Source organism: Citrobacter sp. R56 (genome assembly GCF_016811995.1).
Lineage (GTDB): Bacteria > Pseudomonadota > Gammaproteobacteria > Enterobacterales > Enterobacteriaceae > Citrobacter_D > Citrobacter_D enshiensis.
The window spans coordinates 2500880-2527508 of the sequence record NZ_CP069159.1; the positions used below are offsets into that span (position 1 = coordinate 2500880).

Below are 26629 nucleotides of genomic sequence, written 5' to 3' on the forward strand. Positions count from 1 at the left end.
GCGCATTAACGTCTGCCGTTAATGCGTTGATTATCTCTGAGAACATCAATCGCGGTCTGCATCGCCACTTTATCATCCCTTCTTTTTTGCTTTCCCTGCATGACCTGAAGGTACTCAAGCAGCGTCCGGGTGTTAATTGGCCGGCCCTGTTTACCAACAGCCAGCACGGCTTCGCCAAGGATAATTTTCACTGGCGGCAATTGTGCCGGGTACCAGTCAAGAGTGTCTTCTGATTTCATTATAAATTTCTCATGGAAGGGCATTATATCACAATATCTAGTCTTACTCTCTGACGCATTCCCCAGACACAGAACCAAACACATATAAGCTCAATATTATTAAATATAGGCGTATACTTAATTATTAAACTTCTGGAGTGTTAATTTATGTCTTATACAAGTGGCTTGCGAAAATTTAAAGAAAGACCTGTGCATGTAACCTGCCCTGCCTGTAACCACACGGCAGACCAAAAAGCAGGTAAACTGCGAAAAGATGCGGTGCTGGAATGTCCTTCATGCGGGCTGTTATTTCTACCATCAGAATGCTGGTGCATTGGCGGCTAGCCAGCAATTCCCTCTTCGAAAGAAAACGAAACAGGAAAATAACCACATATCAATGTGATACTGTGATAAAGGTGAATCTCATGAAAAACAAGAAAGCTGTTTTTATTGAAGGGCATATCATTGCAAACCGCCTTTTTGGAGATGCAAGGCCCCCCTTTTGTATCCACAGGGTTATGTTCAGTAACGGAAAATATGCGATCGTTCGGGCTGCATCCGGGATATGCTTCAAACCCGGAGACGTTATTCAACGAAACGATTGCGAATGGTTTTTCAACGATGAAAAAACTCGCCTGCTCTCCTTCGAATATCTCGAAGAAAACGAATCACAGAGGCAACTGCTTGAATATTAATAATGTATTAGTGAATTTATGAACAGATAAAAATCACTGATGTAAATACGGAAATTAGAATACAGGATGACGTTCCTGTTGCTGTTTATTAACTATTTTATCTTGTCATTTCAAACGAAGGGACGCGGTCTTATTTAATACATATCGCCGAAGACTAATTTTCCTTATGCATTACAACGTTCAATGACATTAAGGAGAAGTTGTGCCACAGGTCTGTACTAACGCTTTACTTCATCGTGCGAGACTGTTGCGCACATCGAAGTACCGAGAAAATTCCGTTTAGAAATGCATAGTTGGTACATAAAATTGTCAGCAAAAAGGTGCGCTCCCAAGGGTTCTGATAGATAAATCATAAACATTCTCATCTACTGTACAACTTTAGGCCATCAACTCGGATGCCCCCCATTTTTTCTTCATCAGGCGCATTGACTTCTCGCTCGGCTTACTCCCCTTCGATTAAGTCCACTTTGCTGTACTTTGTTTGTTGATTATGTCCTTTCTGAAATATAATCAGATGTTGATAAACACTGAAATGAAGCAGGTAGCTGATGGAAATTGATCTCGATAATCTGGTCTTTAACGGACTGGAAGAAGCGGAAGAGCGTAATGCAGAGCGTCTTGATGATGCAGACAAAAAAGCGCAAGCGATTGTGGCCGATGATGACTGCGGCGACGCCTGCAAAATCTAATGTTTAAACCGGCTTCGCGCCGGTTTTTTAATGTCATTGATTCCTTCTTGCCCTATTGAGACTTCCCCGCAGATAGCAGACAATTCAGCCTTATGGCTGGAGAATGACCATGTCTTTGAAAATCAGCGTGCTACTTGAAAATCATCTGGCAAAAGAAAGCCACAATACCTCGCCATTGATATCCAAACCCGGCCTCAGTTTGCTCATTGAAGACGGTCAGGACAGACTACTGTTCGATACCGGCCCCGATGATAGCTTTCTGAAAAATGCCCTGAACATGGGGATTGATCTCAACACCCTGACGGCAGCTCTCCTTTCCCATGGACACTATGACCATTGTGGTGGCGTACCGTGGCTCCCGGAAAAGACGCGGATCATCTGCCATCCTGCCATCAGTCAACCACGTTTTGCCGCGCTCACATTTGCCGGGATAAAAGCAAAATTCAAAAAGTTGTCAGTCGACGTTGATTATTCACGCTTTATACAGGAACCGACATCAACACCGGTGGACATCAGCCCACGTTTCATGTGGTCAGGCGAGATCTCAACCCCTTCTCCAAAAGCCTATGGCGTACTTGGCGATCCTGCTCGGTCCACAGATTACATTCAGGATGAGGGGGTGTTGATCTATAAATCGACACAGGGACTGGTGATCATCACTGGCTGCGGTCATAAGGGGATTATCAACATTGTACGTCACTGCCAAAAAATCACCGGCATCACGCGTATCCATGCCATTGTCGGCGGGCTGCATCTGCGTAGTGCGTCGCCGTGGACTTTATGGAAAATCAGACGTTTTCTCCGCAAGGAAAACCCAACGTATATTTTCGCCTGCCATTGCACGGGTTGGTGGGGAAAATTGTGGCTGCCTTCGCTGCACAGCCCTGCGACGGGGGAAGTGGTCGTCATTCCGGAATAAGAGACATCGCGGCGCGTTGAGCGGGCAATAGTCGACCTGTATTGAGACTCCAGACTGACTCAGCACGCCACAAACTGGTGGTGTTCATTGAGCCGGTATTTCACCCCAGCCTGAATATTGTCCTCCCCTTCAATGGCAACGGCAAAGCGTGTGCGAACCCCATCGTGATAGGCTAACGCGGCGCACCCTCCGGGTCCAAGAATGATGGAATCCACATGCCCGACGCTGGCGATAACGGCATGTTCGCCACTGGCAACTATATGAACGTTATCACCGCTATTGGCTATTTTAGGTTGTTCACCGAAGCAGGTAATGTGTGACAGATCGCCCGCGCTGGCGATATTACTTCTGCTGCCGAGGGTACTGACTCGCACACGCATTCCCGTATTGGCGATTCGCATGCTATTTCCGGCGCTGCTAACGCGGGTTGAATTCCCCGCCACCACCACACGGGCACGATCGCCTGAACTGCCAATGTGGGCGTTATATCCCACACTGCCAATACGCACGCCATAACCCGCACTGGCAATCTGTGTGGCATAACCGGCACTGCTCAGCCAACCATTGTCCCCTGTGCTGCCGATATAACTGTGGGTCCCTGCGCTGGCCACTTTCACATTGTCTCCGGCACAGCCTAACCGCACGTTATCGCCCGCACTGCAGATCTGCGCGCTATTCTCCGCATTCGCCAGCTGTTCTTTATCTTTAACCATGGACAATTTACTGAAACAGGGGGCAACGCTTTCCGCATCATGAGGAAAAATGGCATTCGGCGGAGTCAGTGCATTCGCCAAAAAATCCATGGTACGAATATCCTGACGCACAAAGTTCTCTTCACCCAGCCACTTTGTCCACGCATATTCCACCAGACTGTTTGCCCAATCCGCATAACCTTCGAACTGGAGCGTGCGATGCACGTCTGCGTAACTCCCCCCATCAGGAAAATGGCGAATAAACCATCGATACATTACGGGCCCGACACGCCAGGCCCGCAAATCCTTACGCGTAATAACCATCGATCAATGCCGGTGGTAGCCATCTACCATGCACTTGAAGGTTTCGCCCGGCGTGCGACCTGTTGTGCATAAATAGAGATGACCAAAAATGAAAAACAGACTGACTATGGATAACGCAAAATGCGCCTGCAACAGCCAGTAACGAACGCCCGGGAACAGATCGCCGACGACCTGAGGGTAAAGCGACAACAAGCCGGTTATCAACAGTAGCGGCAGTAATCCATACATCACACCAACATAGGCAGCCTGCTGCAGCGGGTTAAACTTCGAGCGCACACTTGCCGGAAACGGGTGCGATTCCCCCTGCATAATGCCGAACAGATAGAAACGCGTCTGCCGAAGCGCACGGCTTACCCACCCCTGGCGCTGAATAATGTAATGATGACCGTTACCGCCCGCCAGGTTGATCAACACGAATCCAATCCAGCATATCAGCAGCAGGAAGCCACAGACTTCATGCACCGCCAGCAGACTTTTGATCGCCGACGGGCTGGCGAGAGTGAAATGATTAATCAGGCCGCTGACCAACAGCAACAGAAATAACAACGCATTAGACCAATGCCATAGCCTGACCGCTTTTGAGTACAAATAGACTTTCTCCCCGTGACTCGCCGACTTCTGATTCACGGATCGAAAACGTAAAATGGCGTGCAGCGCCAGAACCAACCCCATCGCCACCAGCATCAAACCGGCAATCACCAACCAGACAGGCCAGTATTCCGCTGAAAACAGGGGGACATAGCGGGCGAGCTGCATGTGAAACTGTTCGGCACTCTGCGACGCGTTCATACATTTTCCTTTTTAATCAAATGTTGACCGAACCGGCGATACAGATGGGGTTTGCCTGCGCCTGGAAGTTGATGCTCGTAGTATTTGTTTTCCCGCAGCCATGCCTGAATTTCTGGACTGTCTTCACGCCCAAAAATCAACGCGTGCTCTGGACAGGCACTGACACAAATGGGAGGAAAGCCTTTCGCCAGACGGCTTTCAGCGCAGAAATCGCATTTATCTGCCACTTTAGTTTGTGGGTTGAGATAACGAACCTGATACGGGCACGCGCCGATACAGTAGCTGCATCCAATGCAGCGGGATGTATCTACTCGCACAATACCGTTTTCGTCTCGCCAGGAGGCCCCGGTCGGACAAACGTCAATACAGGGCGCATTCTCGCAGTGCTGACAAGACTGACGAAAATAGTGATACAGAGTTTCATTTTCGTTATCAGACACCGGGATATGCGCGATCGACAAACGGCTCCCCTGCGGGGGGACATGGTTCGTTTTACGGCACGCACGTGCGCATAAATTACAGCCATTACACAGTGATTCGTCGTGAATCATGGCGTAGCGCACGTCTTTGGTCTGTTTCGTGCCGGCTACTACCTTTTGACCGGGGCCGGTGAAAAAGATCACCGTCCCCATGCCAATTACAAATTTTCGTCGAGTGAAGGACATCGGGTTATCCTCTAATGCTGTGACAGAGACAGTCCACACATTCCATGACATCTACCTGAAAAATCAGGGGTTCTGATACTGCTCAACCTCAAGCCATTCACATAAGCCATAGGCTTTTCCGTAGCTCATAAAACGCTCGCTAAACAGATAAGGCTCTGCGTTTGATGACTCCACGCGGCGTATATCCGCATAGTCCGGATGAACGTCCATCGTTGCCAGCGCCGCCTCTATCTCTTGCGGTTCAAAGCGGTACGGCGGTTGTTCCAGCATGGCGACTTTGTAAGGTCGGGGATACGTGCGGCAATCAAAACGCACCGCCTCGGCAACCGCACGGCAGATATCCCTTTCCACCACCTGCACACACATGTCGGCATAGTTTTCGGTCATCGTCTGCGTGCTGTAGTAGTACTCATCCTGGCTACCTTTCACACAGGTAATATCCGTCCCCCTTTCGCCCTGGCGCAGACTTTCCAGCAGAGGATCGAGATCCTCTTCGGTCAACAAATAGGGCGGCAGCGTAAACAGACTACGCGCCACCAGGTTTCCCGATGCCGAATGCTGGCGGATAAAATCCGCCACAATTTCTACTGGATTCGCCGCTTCCGCCGGTGTATCGCCTTGCTCTTCCTGAGGACGTAACGCATGAAACCACTGGCGTTTCTCGACGTCGATCTCTGGAGCATCCTGGGCTGAAACGCTATCTACATGGCTCATCACGCGTTCCTTTCTACGCAGGCAACAGATTCTGTGCGGCCAGATCGGCTGCAACGTCTTCAAGCCCGAGTCGATTCAGGGTTTCGCGGGTCGGGCATCCCAACTCAGGATCCCAGCCCATCTCCTTATAGAACAGCGTCAAAGAAAGGCGCATATCCTCACGATCCATTTTGTCCGTTCCTTCGGTGAAGACGGGGATTTTCGGATCCTTGTCGAACACCCATGAACAGATGAGATCGTGTTCATTACGCATATCTTTGGTTTGCATCAGCTTGACCGTGTAGGCACGGTGCAGCGTAAAGATACGCTCAGCAGCGAGATCCAGGCTTGCCTGGGTCGTTTCATCGCCGGTTACGGCCTGAAAGAACTTAGCCTCCAGGTCCAGATCGCCGCGATAATTACGACTTTTGAGCGGCGATACCGTCATTGGCCAAACCCAGTTACACAGCGTAACGGCGTTATGCAGGCAGACTTTGAGCAGCGTCCATTTGGCGTATTTGATTTTGGCCGCATTGATCGGCGTGTAATTTTTGGTTTCGTCGTAGGCGTCTTCGGAACCAAACAACTCGCCCGCCACTTCCCGTTGCAATTTCAGCGGTAAACCGGAACCAATGAAGTTGATGTGGGTGTGCGTCATGCAGTCGCGGTTAAACATGCAGTTGGTGATCGCCCCAACCTGTGCTGAAGCTTCGTTGGCGTGATGCACAGGAAAACCAAACGGCGACCAGAGTTTGTTTTTATCGTAAGCCCAGTATTCTTCACCCAGATTCCAGCGCTCAGCGATGGCATAAGAACCATCCGCAAGATGGCTGAGTTCACCGACGCGATGCGCCAGTCGGTAATAGAAATCTTTGATGAAGTTAGGATCGCCTGCTTCTAACTGATCCCAACGAATTTCGGCGTACTCGTCGGCAGGAAGAACGCGCTTGAAGACCCCTTTGCTGTAGCAATAAGTGAAATCCCGGTGCAATTGCCCGTAATTGCACCAGATACCGTAATCGTCAAACAGGTTTAAGCCGATCAGATTACCAATGACGCGCCCGTCATCTTTGTCATCAAAGTCTTTCGGGCCGTGCGGAAAGATCGTGGTGTGGACGAAGTTCGCCACGCAGGTGTTCCCCCCGGTACTTGGCACACCGAAATCTTTTACCCGGGGAACGTTGAGCTGGGTCATACAGCGAATCGGACACGAGTGGCATCCGCTCATTTTCACCGTGTATTTTTCGGCAGCGGGTCCCAGGTCAAAAACCGATTTACAGGTACGAAAGCCGACGGTGTTCTGGTTACCCGGTGGTATTTCACCCGTCTCAATGGGACCGCCTTCCGCCGCCCCCCAATACAATCCTTTGCGCGCATTCCAGCGTGAAGCCGGAGAGGAATATTCCGCCCATGCCTGCGGTGTACTGGGCACTACATGGTTGTTATTGGAACCAATCAGCTCGGTCATCATATAGTCATTGAGCCGTTTCATCTCTTTGCGATCGGCAATATTGACCCCTTTGGTGCCCTCAACCGCGATCGCTTTCAGGTTTTTCGACCCCATCACCGCCCCGGTTCCCGCCCCGCCACTGTGGTTGCGGCTGTTGAGCATACAGGAGAGCGGAACAAGGTTTTCACCGGCCTGACCGATTGCCGTCACGCAGGTTTCAGGACTGGTCATCCGACAGATCTCTTCGGTTGTGGCTCGCGTCCCTTTGCCCCAGAGAAAATCGGCTTTCTCCAGACTGACTTTGTCGTCTTTAATGTTAAGCCAGACGGGCGATGCCGCCTTACCTTCAATAATAATGGCGTCATAGCCTGCAAATTTCATTTGGGCGGCAAAAAAGCCTCCCATATGCGCATCTACGACTAAATTACCTTTGGTAAACGTGGAAAGTGAGGTGATATTGACGCGAGAACTGCATGGCGCTCCAGACCCAGTCAACGGGCCGGTGGCGAATACCAGTTTATTACCTTCATCAAAAGGTTTAGTGCCTGGCGGGACTTCGTCATACATGATTTTATAACCAAAGCCCATTCCGCCGACGAATTTTTTAAATTTGCTGGAATCTTCAAGAGTTATTTCACCCGTACTGAGATTGACCCGCAAAATATTACCAGTCCAACCGTTAGCCATAATTTTTTCCTTTGCAAGATGATTTAATGGCGTGATTATCGCTCACCGTCATCTCGCACTTTTTGCAAAACTGGATTCATTAAGGGAGGATAACGTATTGCGTTTCCACCTGAGATCAATCAAACAGTAATCTCTTTCCACTCAATTATTTTTAATGCCCCGGTCGGGCAAGCATTAGCGCATTCGCCGCATAAAACACACTTTGAAGACTTTTTGGTTTCGGTGTTTACGGTGGCCATCATCCAGGGGCAAGCGGTCGTACATGCACTGCAACCAATGCACCGCTTATGATCAACGACAATACAGCCCTCTTCCTGTTGCCAGGTAATGGCGCCGATGGGACACACCTTCATACATTGCGGATCTTTGCACTGACGGCAGGTATCAGGGGTATAGTTCAAATCACCGTACAAGCCGCCGCCGGAGCCGACGCCAGCATCGCCAAAGAAGTAATTACGATGGATCTTAATGCGAGAAAAGAACGTTCCCACCGCGCCATCGTTATAATTGGTACAGGAAATCTCGCAACGATGACATCCCGTACAGCGAGCGCGCTGGGTGACCAGAACGCCTTTCGGTGTATTAATCAGTCCTACTGTGCCACTGTCTATATCTTCCTGCTTGCAGCCAAAGAGTGACAACAACGCAGGCGCAATCGTTAATCCCGCCAGCCCTTTTCCTGATATACGCAAAAATTCAAGCCGCGTTAAACCGAAATCTAAAAGTGGACGATCAACCTGGTTCATTTATTTTGCATCCTCTTTGCAAACGCAGTGCTGACAACATCTCCCAGGCCAATTGTAATTATGCAAAAACAGAGCCTCTAATGTTGCCTCCAACACCTGGTGTTTTCGCCTTAACCGGATCTTGTAAAAGAGGATTAAATGCCAACGAACTAATCCTTTAGGGTTAGGCATAAAGATAATGTGGTTATTCAGCAGGTATAACTTTGATCGTCATCAATTAAAAAACGGAAGGGAAATATTAAATGCGAAGTGATATTTATTATCATTAAATGAGTGGGTGATATTTATTCAATTCTATTTCAGATGTTTGTGACAAGTCTCGCAGATATAATAATACGTCGCCTTCGATATATAATTAATCATACAGCGATTATTTCTGTTAATGAAAGAAATAGTATTTTCATATGGAAATAGTAACCCGAATATAAAGAATCAGAGATGGCGAAAGATATCGCCCATCTCCTTATCCCATTAACCTGTTAATGCCCTGATGACCGTTTCCATCGCCTGTTTTTCCAGGTCGCTGCGCACGATACGCTGATTCGCTAACGCCGTTCTTAACACGCCAGCAATCACGACGTGTTTCGGTTCTTGCCCCAGATCGCGCATTTCCAGCACCACTTTGCCTACTACCCTGCACATTTCCCGGTACAGTTCGTCTTCTTTGCCTGGTTTTCCCATCATGTTTCACTCGTTGCCAGCATTAGCCAACAGCATATATCACTCCGTTGAAATAGACAAAATTCAATGAAAATCAAATAAATAAAGATTGAAACTATTGCATAGTTATCGATTTACAGCACCTGTTGCAGGCGATTAACAAGCTCCGCCAGGCTTCCGGCCTGCATTTTTTCCATCACCCTGGCGCGATGAACCTCTACGGTGCGCACCGCAATATTCATCACGCTGGCGATTTCGCGATTCATCAACCCTTTCGCGACCAGCGCCGCCAACTCGCCCTCTTTTGGCGTGAGTTGTTGGTAACAGCGGATGATGGACTGCCGCGCAAACGCCGACGCCGACACTACCAGCGCATGTTCCAGCGCAGTCTGGAGGGGGCCGGCAGACACCGGCTTTTGCAGAAAATCGACCGCCCCGCGCTTCATTTGCTCCACCGCCATCGGGACATCCCCATGCCCGGTGAGAAACACGACGGCCAGCGTACTGCCTCGCTGGCGCATCTCTTCATGCACGCTCTGACCATCCAGCCCAGGCATCCGCATATCCAGCAGCAGCACACCGGTTTGTCGCAAGTCCGCCTGTGCTAAAAAACGGCCGCCATCGTTCCAGCAACGAACCTCGTAACCTAAACTCCCCAGTAAAAAGGCACATGCGTCTGTCACTGCCACATCATCATCCAGCAGATGAATGATCGCCATCGCCGCTCTCTCCCTCATTTTTTCTGAAATGCAATATGACAACCGCCCCCGTCTGACCATCAGGCGATGTCTGGTTCGAAATGCTAATTTCTCCCTGGCCGTAACGTACCAGCCGCTGGCAGATAACCAGCCCTAAGCCCATCCCTTCTTGGCGGGTGGTCACGAAGGGCTGAAAAGCCTGATGAAGTACCGCGTCATCAATTCCCCCCGCATTGTCCCGCAACAGGATAGACATCGAGTGGTTGCCCTCTTCAGCCTCTAACCACACTGTCGTCGCGCCCGCCTGAGCGGCATTGAGGATAAGATTCGCCAGAACCTGTTCAAGGAGCATCGGCGGCAGCGTGAGCGTCAGTGCAGGATCCACATCGGCGTGTAACGTCACCGTCGGGAAATGCTGCGACATGCGCAACAGCTGCCAGACGTGAGATATGGCGTCGCGAATGCCGGTAGCCTTCCACTCTTCGGTCAGGACCGGATTTCCCTGCGCCTGGCTGACCCAGTGGCGCAAATTGCGCAACGTATCCGCGCCGCGCTGGGCCTGGCTGTCGATATTTTCCAGCGCGGGTAACAGCGGGTGTTGCGGATCCTGTTTGCGTAACCGAATCAGGCACCCTTCGGCATAATGACGGATTGCCGAAAGCGGCTGGTTTATCTCGTGGGCGAACCCGGAGGTCATCTCGCCGAGAATACTCATTTGTCTTGCCGTTTCGAGGGCCTGCTCTTGTTGATGCAGCAGCACATTATTGCGTTCCAGCTGTTTCCCCCGCCGTCGAACCAACAGCATGACCCAGATGTAATTCAGGGTCAGCAGGAAGAGGATAATCGCCGCCCCGCCCATCGCCGTCTTATGCTGAATGAGCCAGCTTTTCACATCCAGCCATAAACGTCGATGCTGCGGATGCTGGCGCACCTCGCGCAGCAATGCTTCAACCTGGCTGGTAGAGGCAGGCGCGCCCCAGTGATATGGAGCGGATTCCGGGGCGTTGAATAACGCGCGGGTAACGCGATCCGCAAGGGCATTACTGACGGACGACAGGGCCGCAAACGACCAGTCAGGATAAAGCGGTGTGCTGGTTAAACAGGGGATCGACGCGGGATGGTTGAGTACCGCCACAAAATCGTCTTTATGGATCAGCCCTTCCTGGTCCATTTTTTCCAACAGGCACACCGGTACAATCGCGGCCTGTACCGCTTTTTCTCGTAGCAGATACACCACCGCATCGCCGGGGAAACCGGTAAAACGTAACTGCAGATCGCGCTCCGGACGCAGTCCCGCGTCGCTGAGGGCTTTATACCCCAGCAAATACCCGCCGAAGGCCTGGGCATCAATGGCGCCAACCGTTTTACCGATCAGGTCGTGAACGCCGTTGATGCCGCTGTCACGCCGCGTCAGGATCACGCTGCCAATCACATTTCCTGCCGTCTTGCTCCCTCGCAGCGAACGCAGCGATGCCAGCCAGCGTAACGGGGCGTGGCTATTGAGTTGCACAAACTGCGCCGGGTTAGTAATCACAAACTGAATCGTTCCGCGATTCACCGCCTCCTGCATTTGGTGCAAGTCTAACGGTTGAATATGGAATTGTTCGTCAGGCAGTTGCTGATTCAGCATCGTCACCAGCGGTTGCCAGTGATTGCGCGTTGAATCTTCCCCTCGCATCGCCAGAACGCCGATATTCCACGTCCCCGCCCACGCGGGATTCGTTAATACCCAGACGGATGCCAGCACCGTCAGGTAGGTCGCCACTTTGCCTTTCACCCAAGAATCCCTGTCATTTATGTTGTTTTAGATCAACAACAAGCCGGGTATGTGGTTAACCACAATAGAGCTGCCCCCGCCACGATTTTTACACTGTAAATCATCAAGATTCTTTATACATAACACGCAAATCAACGACATGACCAATGTTTAGTGGTTGCATCGTGACGGGAGAAAATATGGACAGCAGTAAACGGCAGTTTCTCCAGCATCTCGGCGTCCTGACCGCAGGCGCTTCTCTGGTCCCCCTGGCAGAGGCAAAATTTCCCTTCTCACCGGAGCGACACGAAGGATCGGCGCAACACCGTTATGCCATGCTGGTCGATCTGCGCCGCTGTATTGGCTGTCAGGCCTGTACCGTCAGTTGTGCGATTGAAAACCAGACGCCGCAGGGGGAGTTTCGTACGCACGTCAACCAATACCAGGTCAGGCTGGAAGGTGAGCAAAACGTTACTAACGTACTGCTTCCCCGCCTGTGCAACCATTGTGATAACCCGCCCTGCGTCCCGGTCTGTCCGGTGCAGGCCACCTTTCAGCGAGAGGATGGCATTGTGGTGGTGGACAACACACGCTGCGTCGGCTGCGCCTACTGCGTGCAGGCGTGTCCCTATGACGCCCGGTTTATCAACCACGAGACGCAAACTGCGGATAAATGCACGTTCTGTACGCACCGACTGGAGGTTGGATTGCTCCCCGCCTGCGTTGAATCCTGCGTCGGCGGCGCCCGGATTATCGGGGATATCAAGGATCCCGACAGCCGGATCTCGCAGATGCTTCACACTCACCGCGATGCAATCAAGGTACTGAAACCGGAAAACGGCACCTTGCCACACGTATTCTACCTGGGCCTGGATGAGGCGTTCGTCACGCCGCTGATGGGCCGCGCACAACCCGCCCTCTGGCAGGAGGTTTAAATGTCGCATTCACTGTTAATCGAAGAGGTGCTGACCCGGCCGCAGGAAGTGAGTTGGCTGCCCTGGGCTGTGCAATATTTCTTTTTTATTGGCATTGCCACCTGCGCGGCACTGTTTGCCTGCTATCTGCACTGGCGTAAGTCTGACGACAGCGCCTCTCTGGAGAATTTGACACTACTGATTGCCCTGACCTGCGCCATCACCGCGCCGCTGGCGCTCACCGCCGATCTCCACCAGACCGCCCGCGTATGGCATTTTTATGCGTATCCTACTCCCTGGTCCTGGATGCCCTGGGGCGCCGTATTCTTGCCGCTGTTCACGGGTTTTTTGGGTCTCTGGTTTGTGGCGCAGCACATCAAGCGGTTAACCAACAAAAGTTACCGCCTCACTAAATGGCTGGCGCTGGCCAGCGCGTTGTCCGCCGTGGGATTACTGATTTATACCGGGCGCGAAGTGTCTGTGGTGCAGGCTCGCCCGGTCTGGTTCAGCTACGCCTTTCCGGTGGCGATGCTCTTCAGCGCCTTTCAGGCTTTCTTCGCGCTATTGGTTGTCGCCAATCACCGCGACCCGCGATTACAACGACGCCTCGCAGGAGGACAGTTCTGCATGTTGTTAGCGCTGGCGCTCGTCGTGGTGATTTGGGTGAGCAGTGACACGCTTTCGGGCGTCGCGCTCCGCCAGTGGATTGACGTATCGCCTTCCGCCCGGCACTACGCCGTTGGCTGGGTCGCCTTATGGCTTTTCACTCTCACCGTGTGCGCCATCGCAATGCGTAAACCCTTATCGCGCACATGGCGCGTCAGCCTGGCGTTAAGCGCAATGGCACTGTGCTGGCTAATGCGCTGGACACTGCTGATTCAGGTACAGACCATCCCCAAATTTAACGCGCAATTTAACCCGTATTCACTGCCTGGAGGGAACGACGGCTGGCTGGCCATCGTCGGGACTTTTGGTTTGTGGATTGCGCTTATCATCATTGTTCGTGAGGTGCTTAACGTGCTCACCAGGAGATTACAACATGGCTAATTTAACCCGTCGTCAGTGGCTTAAAGTGGGTCTTGCCGTGGGCGGCATGGTGACCTTCGGCCTCAGTTACCGTGATGTGGCAAAACGCGCGATCGATGGTCTGCTGGATGGCACCTCCGGCAAAATTACCCGCGATCGGATCTTCGGCAATGCGCTGATCCCCGAAGCACATGCTGCGCCGCACTGGCAGCAAAATCCGCATCAGGTGATCTCCATGACGCAATGTTTCGGTTGCTGGACACAGTGCGGCGTGCGGGTTCGGGTCGACACCCAGCAGGGCAAGGTGCTGCGTATTGCAGGTAATCCGTATCACCCGCTTTCGCATGAACACCACATTGACGCCGCCGTCCCATTTGCAACGGCAATGGAGCAACTGGCCGGAGAAAATGGACTCGACGCCCGGTCCACCGCCTGCGCCCGTGGCGCCACGCTGCTCGAAGGCTTATACAGTCCGCTACGCATCCTGGTACCAATGAAACGCGTAGGCAAACGGGGAGAAGGGAAATGGCAGCGCATCAGTTTTGAACAACTGATCGAGGAGGTTGTCGAGGGTGGCGATCTGTTCGGCGAGGGACACGTCGACGGCCTGCGCGCCATTCACGCCCCAAACACGCCCGTTGATCCGCAGCACCCCGGTTTTGGCCCCAAAAGTAATCAACTGCTGGTGACCAACACCAGCGATGATGGGCGCGATACCTTCCTGCGCCGCTTTGCCCTGAACAGCTTCGGCAGTAAAAATTTCGGCGCGCACGGCGCGTACTGTGGTCTGGCGTACCGGGCAGGCTCTGGCGCGCTAATGGGCGATCTGGATAAAAACACCCACGTAAAACCCGACTGGGAAAACGTCGAATTCGCCCTCTTTATGGGCACCTCACCGGCGCAGTCCGGCAACCCCTTTAAACGCCAGGCCAGACAACTTGCCAGCGCGCGCTTACGTGATGATTTTCGCTATGTGGTCGTCTCTCCGGCAATGCCATTAACCACCGTGCAGGCCGACCCTCGCGGACACTGGCAGTCCATTTTGCCGGGCAGTGACTCGGCGCTGGCGATGGGCATGATCCGCTGGATCATCGAAAATAAACGCTATAACGCCGCGTACCTCGCGCTCCCCAGCGCGGCGGCCATGCAACAGGCTGGCGAGAAAAGCTGGACGAACGCCTCACATCTGGTGGTAACCGATGAGATCCCAACGCTTGCCGGACAGCATCTGACCCAGGCGCACCTGAGTTCTGAGGGCAGTGCCGATCCCATGGTTGTCAACGAATCGGGCGAGATGGTTGCGGCAACGGCGTGTCAGCAAGCCCAGCTGTTTGTCACCCGCCAGGTAACGCTGGCGGACGGTCGTCACGTGACGGTAAAAAGCGGGTTTCAGTGTCTGAAGGAGTCCGCAGAAAAACTGACGCTCAGCGAGTACAGCCAGCAGTGTGGGGTTTCACCAGAAAACATGGTGGCCATGGCTGACGCCTTCACCGGTCATGGCCGCAAAGCAGCCGTGATTACCCATGGCGGAATGATGGCGGGCAATGGATTTTACAACGCCTGGGCCGTGATGATGCTCAACGCGTTGATTGGTAACCTCAGTCTCGAAGGCGGTGTTTTTGTCGGGGGCGGTAAATTTAATGGCGCAACCGATGGTCCCCGCTACAACATGGACAGTTTTCCCGGCAAGGTGAAACCGAAAGGTCTGAGTATTGCCCGCAGTAAAACCGCTTATGAATCCTCCGAAGAGTACCGTGACAAAGTGGCTGCCGGGAAATCCCCTTTCCCGGCAAAAGCGCCGTGGTATCCGTTCGTGGCAGGCCAGCTCACTGAATTACTCAGCTCTGCGCTGGAAGGCTATCCCTATCCGCTGAAAGCCTGGATTTCCAATATGACCAACCCGTTCTATGGCATTCCGGGATTGCGGGCGGTCGCCGAAGAGAAGCTCAAAGACCCCCAACATCTGCCGTTGTTTATCGCGATTGATGCGTTTATGAATGAGACGACAGCGCTGGCGGATTATATCGTGCCGGATACCCACAACTTTGAAAGTTGGGGGTTCAGCGCACCGTGGGCGGGTGTCGCCAGTAAAGCCACGACCGCCCGCTGGCCTATTGTTCCGCCAGCCACCCACCGCGCGGCAGACGGGCAGCCCGTATCGATGGAATCGTTCTGTATCGCCGTGGCGAAACGGCTGCATCTGCCTGGATTTGGCGACAATGCGATCACTGATGCGCAGGGCAACAACTACCCACTGAATCGCGCAGAAGATTACTACCTTCGCGTCGCCGCCAATATTGCGTTTATGGGCAAATCGCCAGTGGCCGAGGCCAATCAGGAGGATGTCACGCTGACCGGCGTATCACGTATTTTACCGGTGATTGAACAGACGCTGAAAGCCGATGAAGTGCGCCGCGTTGCCTTTGTTTACTCGCGCGGCGGTCGTTTTGCGCCGGAAAAAAGCGGTCGGGTGGATGATCGGGTCGGCAACGCCTGGGAAAAACCGCTGCAAATCTGGAATGCGAGCGTTGCTGCACATCGTCACGCTATTACCGGCGAACGCTACAGCGGCTGCCCGGCATGGTATCCGTCGAGGCTGTCGGACGGGCGTTCGGTGGATGAACTGTTCCCCGTAAAACAGTGGCCGCTCAAACTCATTTCCTTTAAGTCCAATACGATGGCGAGCGCATCGGCGGTGATCCCGCGTTTACTCCACCTCAAGCCAACCAATCTGGTGGCGCTCAATCCGCAGGACGGCGAACGTTACGGACTCGCGCATGGCGACGTGGCGCGTATTACCACGCCCGGCGGCGAGGTGGAAGCGCACATCAGTCTGCTCAGCGGCGTAATGCCGGGCGTGATTGCCATTGAGCATGGTTATGGGCACCGGGAAATGGGGGCAGCACAGCATACCCTGGACGGTGAACCGATGCCGTTTGATGCGCAGATAAAATCGGGAATCAACCTGAACGATTTAGGGTTTGCCGACCCGACCCGCCAGGTGAGTAATACCTGGCTGGACTGGGTGTCGGGCGCGGCGGTTCGCCAGGGATTACCGGCGAAAATTGAACGGGCCTGAACCGTGCACCGGATGGCGATATCGCCATCCGGCACAGAACCTGTCAGTTATTGACCGGGATCACCGCACCTTTATATTTGGTACGGATCCAGTCCTGGATCGCCTGAGAGTGCAGCACGTCAACCAGCGCCACAATATCCTTCTTCTTCTCATCGCCGCGATGCACGGTAATGATGTTGGCATACGGGTTATTTTCACCACTTTCTACCGCAATCGGATCGTGTACCGGATCCAGACCGGCATCAATCGCGTAGTTGGCGTTGATAACCACCGCGTCGCCTTCGTCATTGTTGTACATCTGCGGTAGCAGCGCCGCTTCAACGTTTGGCAGGAACTTCAGTTTCTTAGGATTATCGACAATGTCGCTGATGCGGGCAGACACTTTATCCACGCCAGGCTTCAGTGTGATCACCCCTTCTTTTTCAAAAATCGACAGGATACGCCCCTCTTCAGAGACAGCATCACGCATGATAATTTTGCCGCCTTCCGGCAGATCCTTCAGCGACTTGTATTTCTTCGAGTAAATACCGATAGGCTCAATATGAATCGCCCCTGCGCTGACAAAATCATAGGTTTTATCCCCCGCATGATCCTTCAGAACGCTGTTCAGATAGGGAATATGCTGGAAGTAGTTCGCATCAATCTCGCGCCCAGCCAGCGCGGTATTGGGCAGGATGTAATCCTGGAAGGGTTGGATCTTCAGCTCGATCCCCTGCTTTGCGAGGATCGGTTTCGCCTGCTCGAGAATTTCAGCATGCGGAACGTTAGACGCACCAACGGTCAGGGTATCTGCCCAGGAGGCAAAGCTCAGGGCGCTTAAAGTTGCGGCGGCGAGTAATGTCAGTGTTTTTTTCATGATGCAGGTTTCCGTATTTTATTAGCGTTTATCGAACAGTGATGTGATCACATCGCCGCAGAACTGGATGATGAAAACGATGAGCAAAATGGTCACCGTCGCCACCAGCGTGACGTCGCTGTGGTTGCGCTGGAATCCCTCCAGATAGGCCAGATTCCCTAAACCGCCTGCGCCAATCACCCCTGCCATCGCGCTGTAACTAACCAGCGCAATCAGCGTCACGGTGATCCCGGACACCAACGCGGGTGATGACTCAGGCAGTAAAACCCGAAAAATAAGCGTGGCTGGGCGAGCGCCCATTGAGCGCGTGGCCTCAATTACCCCCTTGTCGACCTCGCGAAGCGCGATCTCCACCAGGCGCGCATAAAAAGGCGCTGCGCCGACAATCAGGGCGGGAAGCGCCGCGTTAGCGCCAAGAATGGTCCCCACTAATGACTTGGTGAATGGAATCAGCAGTACAATCAATATGATGAACGGGATAGAGCGAAACACGTTCACCACAAGGGAGATAGCGCTATAGAAAGCGCGATGTTGGTACAGCCCGCCGCGAGCGGTCAGGAACAATGCCAGCCCCAGAACGATGCCAAGCGCAAAGGTGGCAGTCCCTGAAAGCGCAGTCATGTAGAGCGTTTCCTGGGTTGCCGCCCACAGTTGCTCCCACCGGAGGTGAGGAAACAGCGTCTCAGCCATGTTGAATCACCTCGCTTTCAATCCCACTGCGTCCCAGATCCGCCAGAATATTGTTCAGTTGCTCTTCGGTTGCCACGACATGCAACCAAAGTTCCCCAAACACGCCGTGTGCGGTTTGCGTCATCTTGCCGTGCAAAATATTGAAAGGCAGGCCGTAGCGCAGGGTCAGCTCCCCGACAATCGGTTGATGCGTACTGTGACCGGTGAAGGTCAACTTAATCACCGTGCCGCCCAATTCACTCGCCAGTAAAGGATTGAAGGCATCGTCCTCGACATACTGGTTGACCTGACGGACAAACTGTCGGGTGATCGGCTGCTGCGGATGGGTAAAAACGGTCAACACGTCCCCTTCTTCCACCACCCGGCCATTCTCCATCACCGCCACGCGATCGCAGATTTTGCGTACCACGTGCATTTCATGGGTAATCAGCACAATCGTCAGTTGGAAGCGACGGTTGATATCGAGTAACAGATCGAGAATTTGATCGGTGGTTTGCGGGTCCAGCGCCGACGTGGCTTCATCGCACAACAATACATCCGGACGATTTGCCAGAGCCCGCGCAATACCCACGCGCTGTTTTTGCCCACCGCTTAATTGAGACGGGTACGCATTTTCGCGCCCGGTTAAGCCAACAAGTTCAATCAATTCCGCCACCCGGGTTTTGATCTTCGCCTTTGGCGCGCCGGCAATTTGCATCGAGAAGGCAATGTTTTCGCTGACGGTGCGCGACCACAGCAGATTAAAGTGCTGAAACACCATACTGATTTTTAGCCGCGCCTGGCGCAGGGATTCCCCTTTAGCTTGAGAGATAACCTGCCCATTGATGGTGACGCTGCCAGCAGTCGGTTTTTCAAGCCCATTGAGTAAACGAATCAACGTGCTTTTCCCGGCTCCGCTGTAGCCAATGATTCCGTAAATTTGCCCCTGTTCAACCGTCAAATTGACGTTATCCACGGCGGTGATCGTATGGTTGCCGGGCGTAAACACTTTCGAAATATTTTTCAACGCGATCATATCGTTATCGTATCCGCAGCTGCTGATGGTTATCCTGCCAGTGCCTTTCGCTGTTTAGCAGTATGGATGTCCAAATGAGTGTAATCAGAGCAGATACGCTTTAAAATGATTAAAAAAGAATTTGTTATAACTTCAGAGAATAAATGTCATCGTGCGAGCGTAAATTCAGACTTTGGCACTATTTTTGTAATGCTAAAGCATAAGATTCCCACTGTTGCGCAACACTTTTGCCTCCTGGAGGGTCAGTCTTCACGCGGGTATTAACGCTCTAATAACAATTTGTGGTGAAACTGCACAGAAGTTTTTTGAAACGCTGTTTTTATTTTCCTTTTGGATAAACTTCAGCGTATAATGCGCGCCAATTGTCTCTTGAATGGTTTCAGCAGATTGCACTATAAAACTCAACGACTAACATTATCCCCTTCCCGTTGGGCTGAAACACGAGCACACATTCTTCTGCACGCTCCTTCGATGTCACCTATCCTTAGAGCGATGTATCACCACTTTCGCAACACAGGTTTAGCTTCTTGGCCGTGCGCCCCTGAAGCCAGATTTCCATATCCTTCTCAACTTAAAGACTAAGACTGTCATGAAAAAGACGAAAATTGTTTGCACCATCGGCCCGAAAACCGAATCTGAAGAGATGTTAAGCAAAATGCTGGACGCGGGCATGAACGTCATGCGTCTGAACTTCTCTCACGGCGATTACGCAGAGCATGGTCAGCGTATCCAGAACTTGCGCAACGTGATGAGCAAAACCGGTAAAAAAGCCGCTATCCTGCTCGACACGAAAGGTCCGGAAATCCGTACCATCAAGCTGGAAGGCGGTAACGATGTTTCTCTGAAAGCGGGCCAGACCTTCACGTTCACTACCGACAAAACCGTAGTCGGTAACAACGAAATCGTTGCTGTGACTTACGAAGGTTTCACCACTGACCTGAGCGTTGGTAACACCGTTCTGGTTGACGATGGTCTGATCGGCATGGAAGTTACCGCGATCGAAGGTAACAACGTTATCTGTAAAGTACTGAACAATGGCGACCTGGGCGAAAACAAAGGCGTTAACCTGCCGGGCGTTTCTATCGCACTGCCAGCACTGGCTGAGAAAGACAAACAGGATCTGATCTTCGGTTGTGAGCAAGGCGTTGACTTCGTTGCCGCGTCCTTCATCCGTAAGCGTTCCGACGTGGTTGAAATCCGTGAGCACCTGAAAGCGCACGGCGGCGAGAAGATTCAGATCATCTCCAAAATCGAAAACCAGGAAGGCCTGAACAACTTCGACGAAATCCTCGAAGCGTCTGACGGCATCATGGTTGCTCGTGGCGATCTGGGTGTAGAAATCCCGGTTGAAGAAGTAATCTTCGCGCAGAAGATGATGATCGAGAAATGCGTTCGCGCGCGTAAAGTGGTTATCACTGCGACGCAGATGCTGGACTCCATGATCAAAAACCCACGCCCAACCCGCGCAGAAGCAGGCGACGTGGCTAACGCCATCCTCGACGGTACCGACGCAGTTATGCTGTCTGGCGAATCCGCAAAAGGTAAATACCCGCTGGAAGCCGTCTCCATCATGGCGACCATCTGCGAACGTACCGACCGCGTAATGACCAGCCGTCTGGACTACAATAACGACAGCCGTAAACTGCGTATCACTGAAGCCGTATGCCGTGGCGCAGTCGAAACCGCAGAAAAACTGGAAGCCCCGCTGATCGTTGTTGCGACCCGTGGCGGTAAATCTGCACGTGCAGTGCGTAAATACTTCCCGGATGCAACCATCCTGGCGCTGACCACCAATGAAACCACCGCGCGTCAGCTGGTGCTGAGCAAAGGGGTTATTCCACACCTGGTGAAAGAAATTGCCTCTACGGATGATTTCTACCGTCTGGGTAAAGAAGTGGCTCTGGAGCTGGTTGACCGTGGTCTGGCACAGAAAGGCGACGTTGTGGTCATGGTTTCCGGTGCACTGGTACCAAGCGGCACCACCAACACGGCATCTGTTCACGTGCTGTAATAATTCCTGTGTGAATTAATTTGTTTAAAAAGCGCCCTTGTGGCGCTTTTTTTATTTTATCAATAGCCACTATTAATAAAAAATCAAATCGGATTTCGCTATCTAATTACTGATTATCTAAGATGAATCCGATGGAAGGATTCTGTTTTCACTCAGTTTTTTAGACGATTTCGCTCAATTCGGTGCTTCTTTGAGCGAACGATCAAAAATAAGTGCATTAGCATCAAAAAAATATTCTCAACCTAAAAAACTTTGTGTAATACTTGTAACGCTACATGGAGATTAACTCAATCTAGAGGGTATTAATAATGAATCGTACTAAACTGGTACTGGGCGCGGTAATCCTGGGTTCTACTCTGCTGGCAGGTTGCTCCAGCAACGCTAAAATCGATCAGCTGTCTTCTGACGTTCAGACTCTGAACGCTAAAGTTGACCAGCTGAGCAACGACGTGAACGCAATGCGTTCCGACGTTCAGGCTGCTAAAGACGACGCAGCTCGCGCTAACCAGCGTCTGGACAACCAGGCTACTAAATACCGTAAGTAATAGTACCTGTGTAATAAAAATGGCGCACATTGTGCGCCATTTTTTTTGTCTGTTACTCACCCTTCCCTGTTACTGCGTCACACGCTGCTCCATATCATTCCCGGCTTTCCCATTCTGCGCAGAATCAACCGTTGAGACATTATTCGCAACCGGTGTCTGACTGGCGGTTACGGCCACAGGATATCCCGCGCGACGATACAGCGCTTTCTCTACCAGCCCATGATCCACATTCTTATCCGCTTTGAACTGGCTAAAACCCGCTGGCAAGACATAGGGCATGGTCTGTACGTTTTGTTCTTCTTCCGGCGACAACGGTCGGTGCACTTCTACATAACGTATACCGTTAGGCTCAACGGAGTATTTCACCGGTTCGTTGATCACTTTGACCGGCGTTCCTGTTCTGACCTGAGCAAACAGGGCCTTAATGTCAGGCGCATTCATGCGGATGCAGCCGGAACTCACTCGCAGACCAACGCTGTCCGGCGCGCTGGTACCATGAATGAGATACTCTCCGTGACCATGCGCCAGACGCAGCGCATAGCGTCCCAACGGGTTATTGGGCCCGGCCGGGACCACGGGCGGCAGCGTAATACCACGCTCCAGAGAACGCTTACGGATGCCTGGCGTCGGCGTCCATGTCGGGTTAGGGATCTTTTGCCCAACACGGGTTTCCATCACCGGTGTTTCAAGCCCCTGCAACCCAATACCAATAGGGAACACCTGCACCATGTTCTCACCTGGCGGATAATAGTAGAGCCGCAGTTCCGCCAGATTCACAATGATGCCTTCGCGCGGCGCATCCGGTAATAACAATTGAGAGGGGATTGTAATCAGCGTTCCGGCTTTAGGAACGGGAGCAATAGTGTTATTCGCTTCCAGGATCAGCATCGCGGCGGTATCGAAACGCCGGGCAATCGCCTGTAAATTCTTATCGCCTTCCTGAACGGTATACGTTTGATTTTGCCCAACCAGACGACTTCCTGCTGGCGGTAATGGATAATCCACCGCCCAGGCTGCCTGTAAGGCGCTGTAAGCGCCTAAAAGTGTAATAGTGATGAGAGACACGCGTTTCATACCCAAACTCCTGTATTCACTGGCTATGAGCCAGAAGGCTGAAAGTCCGACAAAGCAAAGCACCGCCTTGCCTAACAGGATGAAAGCTGTCTATTGAGTTTAGCCAATAGTGGCGGCTTTGGTGCGGATAGCGCGTATCATTGCCTCCAGCCCCTGTGAACGGGAAGGTGTTAAATGCTGTGCTAGCGCCATTTTTTCAAACCACGGTCGCACATCAAAATTCACAATATCCTGGGCGGTCATCTGGTCGTACAAAATAAAAACAACGCCGATAAGCCCCTTCACAATTGCCGCATCACTGTCGCCCTGCAACTCAATAATGCCTTCAGCATTCTGACGCATAACGATCCATACCTGACTCTGACACCCTTGAATGCTGTTTTCGGGGTTACGATCCTGCTCCGTTAATTCCGGCAGACGCTGTCCCAATTCAATGATGTACAGATACTTCTCTTCCCAATTATCGCAACGCTGAAAATTACGCAACAATTTTTCTTTATCCGGTAGCGCGGCCATAGTGTCTCCCTGTTACCCCAGCAGACGGTGAATACGTGTCAGCCCTGTCGCCAGGCGATCCACTTCTTCATGGGTGTTATACATTGCCAGCGACGCCCGGCACATGGCGGGAACGTGATAGAACGCCATCAGCGGCATCGCACAATGATGCCCGGTACGCACAGCAATGCCGTAGTTATCAAGAAAACTTCCCACATCATAGGCGTGATGTTTACCGAGATTAAACGCGATAACGCCAAGCCGATTATCCGGGCCATACAGCGTCAGTTCCGGCACCTCAGCCAGTTGCTCCAGCGCGTAGTGCATTAAATTCTGTTCATACTCGCTGATGTTCGCGAGCCCCAGCGCCGAGACATACTCTATTGCCGCGCCGAGTCCGACGATGCCGCCGGTATTTGGCGTACCCGCCTCAAAACGCCAGGGGGCTTTCGCCCAGGTGGTTCCCTGCGTCAGGCTAACAGTGGCGATCATCGACCCGCCGCCTTCCCACGGCGGCATTTCCTGCAACAGCGCCTCTTTGACATACAAAACGCCGATGCCCGTCGGCCCATACAATTTATGCCCGGAGAAGACATAGAAATCGCAGTCCAGCGCCTGTACATCGACCTTGTGATGCATCACCGCCTGTGCGCCATCCACCAGCACTTTCGCACCGTACTGATGTGCGAGCGCAATCATTTCCGGCAATGGATTCTCCGTCCCCAGCACATTGGAGACGTGCGTAATCGCCAGTAGCTGCGTATTGTCGTCAAACAGGGTGTCCAGAACATCCAGTTGCAACGTACCGTCCTGGTTTAGCGGGATCACCCGCAGTTCCGCTCCGACGCGCGAACAGAGCATCTGCCACGGCACGATGTTGGCGTGGTGCTCCATCTCGCTGATAATAATGTTGTCTCCGGCGCGTATATTGCTGTTGCCCCAACTGTTAGCCACCAGGTTAATGCCTTCAGTTGTGCCGCGAACAAACACTAATTCTTCGGCGGATCGGGCATTAATAAACAGCGACGCCTGCTTGCGTACGTTTTCCATTCTTTCCGTGGCCTGCGCACTCAGCGTGTGAATACCTCGATGGACCGCCGCATAGCCGTGTCGATAAAATTCGGCCTCAGCATCAATCACCTGATTGGGTTTTTGCGCACTTGCCGCGCTGTCCAGATAGGCCAACGGCATGCCATTGACCTCACGCGTCAGGACAGGAAAGTCCGCCCGTACTTTTTCGATGGAGAAACTCATGCTACGCCTCCCGGCAGGCGAAGACCTATTCGCGCCAGCACCTGTTGTTTAAGCACATCATCACCGAGAACTTCCGTCAGCTCTGCGGCAAATGCATAAAGGATCATCTGTTGCGCATCCTGCTGCCCAATACCCCGCGAGCGCAAGTAGAACATCTGCTCATTATCGATACGTCCTACCGTTGCCCCGTGACTGCACTTCACATCATCGGCATAAATTTCTAATTGCGGCTTAGTATCGACTTCAGCGAGTTTCCCCAGCAGCAAGTTGTTATTGGTCATCTGTCCGTCGGTTTTGATCGCGTGCTGCGCTACGGTGATCACGCCATTAAAGACCGCCCTGCCTTTATCGCTGACGATGGTTTTATGCAACTGACGGCTGTTGCAGTAGCCCTTGTTGTGTTCCAGCCAGGTCCGGGTATCGCACACTTCATTTTTCACCGGCATCGCCAGACTATTAATCCTAAGGGTGGTATTTTCGCCGTTAAGCTGCGTGCTGGTATTGTGGCGCAGCACGGCATCGCCTAGCAGGAAGCTGTGGCTGTGCGCGGTGGCATCGCCAGCCAGCCGAAGATCGTTATGGGCAAAATGATGGCTAACCGGGTTTTCAAACACCAGCTTGATGTGATGCAGATGCGCATTCGCACCGACGTTCATCGTTAAGCGCGCCCCAGTAAAATGACGCGCGTCATCGAGGCTGACGTAGTGCTCAATAATCGTTGCTTCAGCGCCGTCGCCCAGGTCAAGGTGATGGCGATAATGTGCGGTATTCACGTCATCACCGTCCACGCCTTGCGTGATATGCATCAGCAGCAGTGGTTTCACAGGACGTTGATGGCGTTTCACGCGAATATGGCTGCCGCGTTGGGCGAGACTTTCGGTCAAATGCAGGAACACATCCGGCTGAATCGGGGCAACCCAGGTTTGCGGGTCATCATTGAACGTGACCTCAAAGCCGCTGTCTTCTGTGCTGTCACTCAGCGCCGGGCTAAATTGTCCATCGACAAACACCAGGCGAACCGCATCGATGCCTAATGCCAGCGCCTCGCATTGAGCCGGGGTTATCGCAGCAACGCGGCTGACAAAAGTGCTGTTGGTCAATCCTTCAAGCGGTGTGTATTTCCAGTTCTCATGCTTACGCGTCGGCAATCCCAGACGCAGCATCTGCTGCAGATGCTGCTGGGCATGTTCTGAGCGCGATTCTCCCTGCGCTTCAAACAGGCGGTGCCATTGTTGCAGCACGCTACTGCTGTTCGCTAAGCCAGCCATATCCCTGCTCCTCCAGTTGTTTGACCAGAGTGAAATCACCGGATTTCACAATCCGCCCCTGATACAAAACGTGCACGTAATCAGGTTTGATATAGTCGAGTATTCGCTGATAGTGGGTAACGATAATGAACGCACGTTTCCCGTCACGCAGGGCGTTGACCCCATCGGCGACAATTTTTAGCGCATCTATATCCAGCCCGGAATCAGACTCATCAAGGATGCACAGTTCCGGCTCCAGTACAGCCATCTGCAAAATGTCATTACGCTTTTTCTCACCGCCCGAGAAACCCACGTTCACGGAGCGGGTTAACAAATCTTCCGGCATCTTCAGAAGCGCCATTTTTTCTTCCATCAGATCCTGAAAATCAAAGCGATCCAGGGACTCTTCTCCCCGGTAACTGCGCACCGCATTGAGCGCGGTTTGTAAAAAGAACTGGTTACTGACGCCAGGGATCTCTACCGGATACTGGAATGCCATGAAAATCCCTTCACCCGCCCTCGCCTCCGGCGACAGTTCAAGAAGATCTTTTCCTTTAAACTCTACCTGCCCCTGGGTGACTTGATAATCTTCACGTCCGGCAAGCGTAGCGGATAAGGTGCTCTTTCCGGAACCATTAGGCCCCATAATGGCGTGCACCTCTCCAGGACGGATCTCAAGATTCACGCCCCGCAGGATCGCGTTATCTTCAACACTGACCTGTAAATTTTTAATGCTTAACAT

Annotated in this window: 27 protein-coding genes; 9 read left to right on the forward strand and 18 right to left on the reverse strand. The window is 52.4% G+C overall.

The annotated features are described in order from the left end of the window. Nucleotides 1–5: 5 nt before the first annotated feature. A complete protein-coding gene (locus JM656_RS11860; RefSeq protein ID WP_007374831.1) occupies nt 6–239 on the reverse strand; it encodes a hypothetical protein in 234 nt (77 codons plus the stop codon). A 147-nt stretch (nt 240–386) separates the two neighbouring features. On the opposite strand from JM656_RS11860, the gene JM656_RS22315 reads away from it, so the two are divergent. The 4 genes from JM656_RS22315 to JM656_RS11875 all read left to right on the forward strand — a co-directional run bounded on the left by JM656_RS22315 (nt 387) and on the right by JM656_RS11875 (nt 2521). Further along, nucleotides 387–563 (forward strand): YnfU family zinc-binding protein, encoded by a 177-nt coding sequence (locus tag JM656_RS22315; protein WP_238929141.1) that lies wholly within the window; start codon nt 387–389, stop codon nt 561–563. An 80-nt stretch (nt 564–643) separates the two neighbouring features. Beyond that, nucleotides 644–913, forward strand: coding sequence for a hypothetical protein (locus JM656_RS11865; RefSeq protein ID WP_203357968.1), 270 nt, complete (start codon nt 644–646; stop codon nt 911–913). A gap of 548 nt (nt 914–1461) precedes the next feature. Beyond that, the gene (locus JM656_RS11870; protein WP_101737839.1) at nt 1462–1602 is read left to right on the forward strand and encodes a hypothetical protein; all 141 of its coding nucleotides are present in this window, start codon (nt 1462–1464) and stop codon (nt 1600–1602) included. A gap of 109 nt (nt 1603–1711) precedes the next feature. Further along, on the forward strand, nt 1712–2521 hold the full coding sequence (locus JM656_RS11875) for an MBL fold metallo-hydrolase (protein WP_203357969.1): 810 nt from the start codon (nt 1712–1714) through the stop codon (nt 2519–2521). A gap of 59 nt (nt 2522–2580) precedes the next feature. On the opposite strand, the gene JM656_RS11880 is transcribed toward JM656_RS11875, so the two are convergent. The 9 genes from JM656_RS11880 to ttrS all read right to left on the reverse strand — a co-directional run bounded on the left by JM656_RS11880 (nt 2581) and on the right by ttrS (nt 11702). Further along, a complete protein-coding gene (locus tag JM656_RS11880) occupies nt 2581–3537 on the reverse strand; it encodes a hypothetical protein (protein WP_203357970.1) in 957 nt (318 codons plus the stop codon). A 3-nt stretch (nt 3538–3540) separates the two neighbouring features. Beyond that, on the reverse strand, nt 3541–4326 hold the full coding sequence (gene phsC / locus JM656_RS11885) for a thiosulfate reductase cytochrome B subunit (RefSeq protein WP_203357971.1): 786 nt from the start codon (nt 4324–4326) through the stop codon (nt 3541–3543). Further along, on the reverse strand, nt 4323–4991 hold the full coding sequence (locus JM656_RS11890) for a 4Fe-4S dicluster domain-containing protein (RefSeq protein ID WP_192612081.1): 669 nt from the start codon (nt 4989–4991) through the stop codon (nt 4323–4325). Before JM656_RS11890 ends, phsC begins: the two co-directional genes overlap by 4 nt. A 63-nt stretch (nt 4992–5054) precedes the next feature. Further along, entirely contained in the window at nt 5055–5705 is a 651-nt protein-coding gene (locus JM656_RS11895) for a YdhW family putative oxidoreductase system protein (RefSeq protein WP_203357972.1), read from the reverse strand. Between the two features lie 13 nt (nt 5706–5718). Continuing rightward, nucleotides 5719–7821 carry an aldehyde ferredoxin oxidoreductase gene (locus JM656_RS11900; protein ID WP_203357973.1) on the reverse strand — a complete coding sequence of 701 codons (2103 nt, stop codon included), beginning with the start codon at nt 7819–7821 and terminating at the stop codon, nt 5719–5721. A 119-nt stretch (nt 7822–7940) separates the two neighbouring features. Further along, complete coding sequence (locus JM656_RS11905; protein WP_192612078.1) at nt 7941–8567, reverse strand: ferredoxin-like protein; 627 nt, start codon at nt 8565–8567, stop codon at nt 7941–7943. A 471-nt stretch (nt 8568–9038) separates the two neighbouring features. Further along, entirely contained in the window at nt 9039–9248 is a 210-nt protein-coding gene (fumD, locus tag JM656_RS11910; RefSeq protein ID WP_192614337.1) for a fumarate hydratase FumD, read from the reverse strand. Between the two features lie 113 nt (nt 9249–9361). Continuing rightward, the gene (gene ttrR, locus JM656_RS11915) at nt 9362–9946 is read right to left on the reverse strand and encodes a tetrathionate respiration response regulator TtrR (protein ID WP_203357974.1); all 585 of its coding nucleotides are present in this window, start codon (nt 9944–9946) and stop codon (nt 9362–9364) included. Further along, nucleotides 9921–11702, reverse strand: coding sequence for a tetrathionate respiration histidine kinase TtrS (ttrS, locus tag JM656_RS11920; RefSeq protein ID WP_203357975.1), 1782 nt, complete (start codon nt 11700–11702; stop codon nt 9921–9923). The genes ttrR and ttrS overlap by 26 nt, the downstream gene beginning before the upstream one ends. A 179-nt stretch (nt 11703–11881) precedes the next feature. Between ttrS and ttrB the strand changes: the two genes are divergently transcribed. The 3 genes from ttrB to ttrA are packed head-to-tail and all read left to right on the forward strand — an operon-like array spanning nt 11882 to nt 16700. Further along, nucleotides 11882–12616, forward strand: coding sequence for a tetrathionate reductase subunit TtrB (gene ttrB, locus JM656_RS11925; protein ID WP_370552271.1), 735 nt, complete (start codon nt 11882–11884; stop codon nt 12614–12616). Continuing rightward, nucleotides 12617–13642, forward strand: coding sequence for a tetrathionate reductase subunit TtrC (ttrC, locus tag JM656_RS11930; protein WP_203357976.1), 1026 nt, complete (start codon nt 12617–12619; stop codon nt 13640–13642). Beyond that, on the forward strand, nt 13635–16700 hold the full coding sequence (gene ttrA / locus JM656_RS11935; RefSeq protein WP_203357977.1) for a tetrathionate reductase subunit TtrA: 3066 nt from the start codon (nt 13635–13637) through the stop codon (nt 16698–16700). Before ttrC ends, ttrA begins: the two co-directional genes overlap by 8 nt. Before the next feature lie 43 nt (nt 16701–16743). On the opposite strand, the gene JM656_RS11940 is transcribed toward ttrA, so the two are convergent. From JM656_RS11940 to JM656_RS11950, 3 genes are read right to left on the reverse strand one after another with little or no spacing between them, the layout of a single operon-like run. After that, entirely contained in the window at nt 16744–17556 is an 813-nt protein-coding gene (locus tag JM656_RS11940) for a MetQ/NlpA family ABC transporter substrate-binding protein (RefSeq protein WP_203357978.1), read from the reverse strand. A gap of 21 nt (nt 17557–17577) precedes the next feature. Next, the gene (locus tag JM656_RS11945; protein ID WP_203357979.1) at nt 17578–18246 is read right to left on the reverse strand and encodes a methionine ABC transporter permease; all 669 of its coding nucleotides are present in this window, start codon (nt 18244–18246) and stop codon (nt 17578–17580) included. Next, nucleotides 18239–19261: a methionine ABC transporter ATP-binding protein gene (locus JM656_RS11950; protein ID WP_203357980.1), complete on the reverse strand. Its 1023-nt coding sequence runs from the start codon at nt 19259–19261 to the stop codon at nt 18239–18241. The genes JM656_RS11945 and JM656_RS11950 overlap by 8 nt, the downstream gene beginning before the upstream one ends. 589 nt (nt 19262–19850) lie before the next feature. Between JM656_RS11950 and pykF the strand changes: the two genes are divergently transcribed. Together pykF and lpp are read left to right on the forward strand one after the other, a co-directional pair. Next, on the forward strand, nt 19851–21272 hold the full coding sequence (pykF, locus tag JM656_RS11955; RefSeq protein WP_203357981.1) for a pyruvate kinase PykF: 1422 nt from the start codon (nt 19851–19853) through the stop codon (nt 21270–21272). A 308-nt stretch (nt 21273–21580) separates the two neighbouring features. Then, nucleotides 21581–21817 carry a murein lipoprotein Lpp gene (lpp, locus tag JM656_RS11960; protein WP_001082307.1) on the forward strand — a complete coding sequence of 79 codons (237 nt, stop codon included), beginning with the start codon at nt 21581–21583 and terminating at the stop codon, nt 21815–21817. Nucleotides 21818–21886: 69 nt separating this feature from the next. Here lpp and JM656_RS11965 read toward each other — a convergent pair whose 3' ends face one another. The 5 genes from JM656_RS11965 to sufC all read right to left on the reverse strand — a co-directional run bounded on the left by JM656_RS11965 (nt 21887) and on the right by sufC (nt 26629). After that, nucleotides 21887–22891, reverse strand: a complete 1005-nt coding sequence (locus JM656_RS11965) for a L,D-transpeptidase family protein (protein ID WP_203357982.1) — start codon at nt 22889–22891, stop codon at nt 21887–21889. Between the two features lie 99 nt (nt 22892–22990). Continuing rightward, entirely contained in the window at nt 22991–23407 is a 417-nt protein-coding gene (gene sufE / locus JM656_RS11970; RefSeq protein ID WP_203357983.1) for a cysteine desulfuration protein SufE, read from the reverse strand. 12 nt (nt 23408–23419) lie between these two features. Further along, nucleotides 23420–24640, reverse strand: a complete 1221-nt coding sequence (gene sufS / locus JM656_RS11975) for a cysteine desulfurase SufS (protein WP_203357984.1) — start codon at nt 24638–24640, stop codon at nt 23420–23422. After that, on the reverse strand, nt 24637–25908 hold the full coding sequence (gene sufD, locus JM656_RS11980) for a Fe-S cluster assembly protein SufD (RefSeq protein ID WP_203357985.1): 1272 nt from the start codon (nt 25906–25908) through the stop codon (nt 24637–24639). Before sufD ends, sufS begins: the two co-directional genes overlap by 4 nt. Further along, entirely contained in the window at nt 25883–26629 is a 747-nt protein-coding gene (sufC, locus tag JM656_RS11985; protein WP_203357986.1) for a Fe-S cluster assembly ATPase SufC, read from the reverse strand. The genes sufD and sufC overlap by 26 nt, the downstream gene beginning before the upstream one ends.

Excerpts from the sequence above, each read along its gene's own strand:
- JM656_RS11860 (WP_007374831.1), bottom strand. The coding sequence starts at position 239 with ATGAAATCAGAAGACACTCTTGACTGGTACCCGGCACAATTGCCGCCA.
- JM656_RS22315 (WP_238929141.1), top strand. The coding sequence starts at position 387 with ATGTCTTATACAAGTGGCTTGCGAAAATTTAAAGAAAGACCTGTGCAT.
- JM656_RS11865 (WP_203357968.1), top strand. The coding sequence starts at position 644 with ATGAAAAACAAGAAAGCTGTTTTTATTGAAGGGCATATCATTGCAAAC.
- JM656_RS11870 (WP_101737839.1), top strand. The coding sequence starts at position 1,462 with ATGGAAATTGATCTCGATAATCTGGTCTTTAACGGACTGGAAGAAGCG.
- JM656_RS11875 (WP_203357969.1), top strand. The coding sequence starts at position 1,712 with ATGTCTTTGAAAATCAGCGTGCTACTTGAAAATCATCTGGCAAAAGAA.
- JM656_RS11880 (WP_203357970.1), bottom strand. The coding sequence starts at position 3,537 with ATGGTTATTACGCGTAAGGATTTGCGGGCCTGGCGTGTCGGGCCCGTA.
- phsC (WP_203357971.1), bottom strand. The coding sequence starts at position 4,326 with ATGAACGCGTCGCAGAGTGCCGAACAGTTTCACATGCAGCTCGCCCGC.
- JM656_RS11890 (WP_192612081.1), bottom strand. The coding sequence starts at position 4,991 with ATGTCCTTCACTCGACGAAAATTTGTAATTGGCATGGGGACGGTGATC.
- JM656_RS11895 (WP_203357972.1), bottom strand. The coding sequence starts at position 5,705 with ATGAGCCATGTAGATAGCGTTTCAGCCCAGGATGCTCCAGAGATCGAC.
- JM656_RS11900 (WP_203357973.1), bottom strand. The coding sequence starts at position 7,821 with ATGGCTAACGGTTGGACTGGTAATATTTTGCGGGTCAATCTCAGTACG.
- JM656_RS11905 (WP_192612078.1), bottom strand. The coding sequence starts at position 8,567 with ATGAACCAGGTTGATCGTCCACTTTTAGATTTCGGTTTAACGCGGCTT.
- fumD (WP_192614337.1), bottom strand. The coding sequence starts at position 9,248 with ATGGGAAAACCAGGCAAAGAAGACGAACTGTACCGGGAAATGTGCAGG.
- ttrR (WP_203357974.1), bottom strand. The coding sequence starts at position 9,946 with ATGGCGATCATTCATCTGCTGGATGATGATGTGGCAGTGACAGACGCA.
- ttrB (WP_370552271.1), top strand. The coding sequence starts at position 11,882 with ATGGACAGCAGTAAACGGCAGTTTCTCCAGCATCTCGGCGTCCTGACC.
- ttrC (WP_203357976.1), top strand. The coding sequence starts at position 12,617 with ATGTCGCATTCACTGTTAATCGAAGAGGTGCTGACCCGGCCGCAGGAA.
- ttrA (WP_203357977.1), top strand. The coding sequence starts at position 13,635 with ATGGCTAATTTAACCCGTCGTCAGTGGCTTAAAGTGGGTCTTGCCGTG.
- JM656_RS11940 (WP_203357978.1), bottom strand. The coding sequence starts at position 17,556 with ATGAAAAAAACACTGACATTACTCGCCGCCGCAACTTTAAGCGCCCTG.
- JM656_RS11945 (WP_203357979.1), bottom strand. The coding sequence starts at position 18,246 with ATGGCTGAGACGCTGTTTCCTCACCTCCGGTGGGAGCAACTGTGGGCG.
- JM656_RS11950 (WP_203357980.1), bottom strand. The coding sequence starts at position 19,261 with ATGATCGCGTTGAAAAATATTTCGAAAGTGTTTACGCCCGGCAACCAT.
- pykF (WP_203357981.1), top strand. The coding sequence starts at position 19,851 with ATGAAAAAGACGAAAATTGTTTGCACCATCGGCCCGAAAACCGAATCT.
- lpp (WP_001082307.1), top strand. The coding sequence starts at position 21,581 with ATGAATCGTACTAAACTGGTACTGGGCGCGGTAATCCTGGGTTCTACT.
- JM656_RS11965 (WP_203357982.1), bottom strand. The coding sequence starts at position 22,891 with ATGAAACGCGTGTCTCTCATCACTATTACACTTTTAGGCGCTTACAGC.
- sufE (WP_203357983.1), bottom strand. The coding sequence starts at position 23,407 with ATGGCCGCGCTACCGGATAAAGAAAAATTGTTGCGTAATTTTCAGCGT.
- sufS (WP_203357984.1), bottom strand. The coding sequence starts at position 24,640 with ATGAGTTTCTCCATCGAAAAAGTACGGGCGGACTTTCCTGTCCTGACG.
- sufD (WP_203357985.1), bottom strand. The coding sequence starts at position 25,908 with ATGGCTGGCTTAGCGAACAGCAGTAGCGTGCTGCAACAATGGCACCGC.
- sufC (WP_203357986.1), bottom strand. The coding sequence starts at position 26,629 with ATGTTAAGCATTAAAAATTTACAGGTCAGTGTTGAAGATAACGCGATC.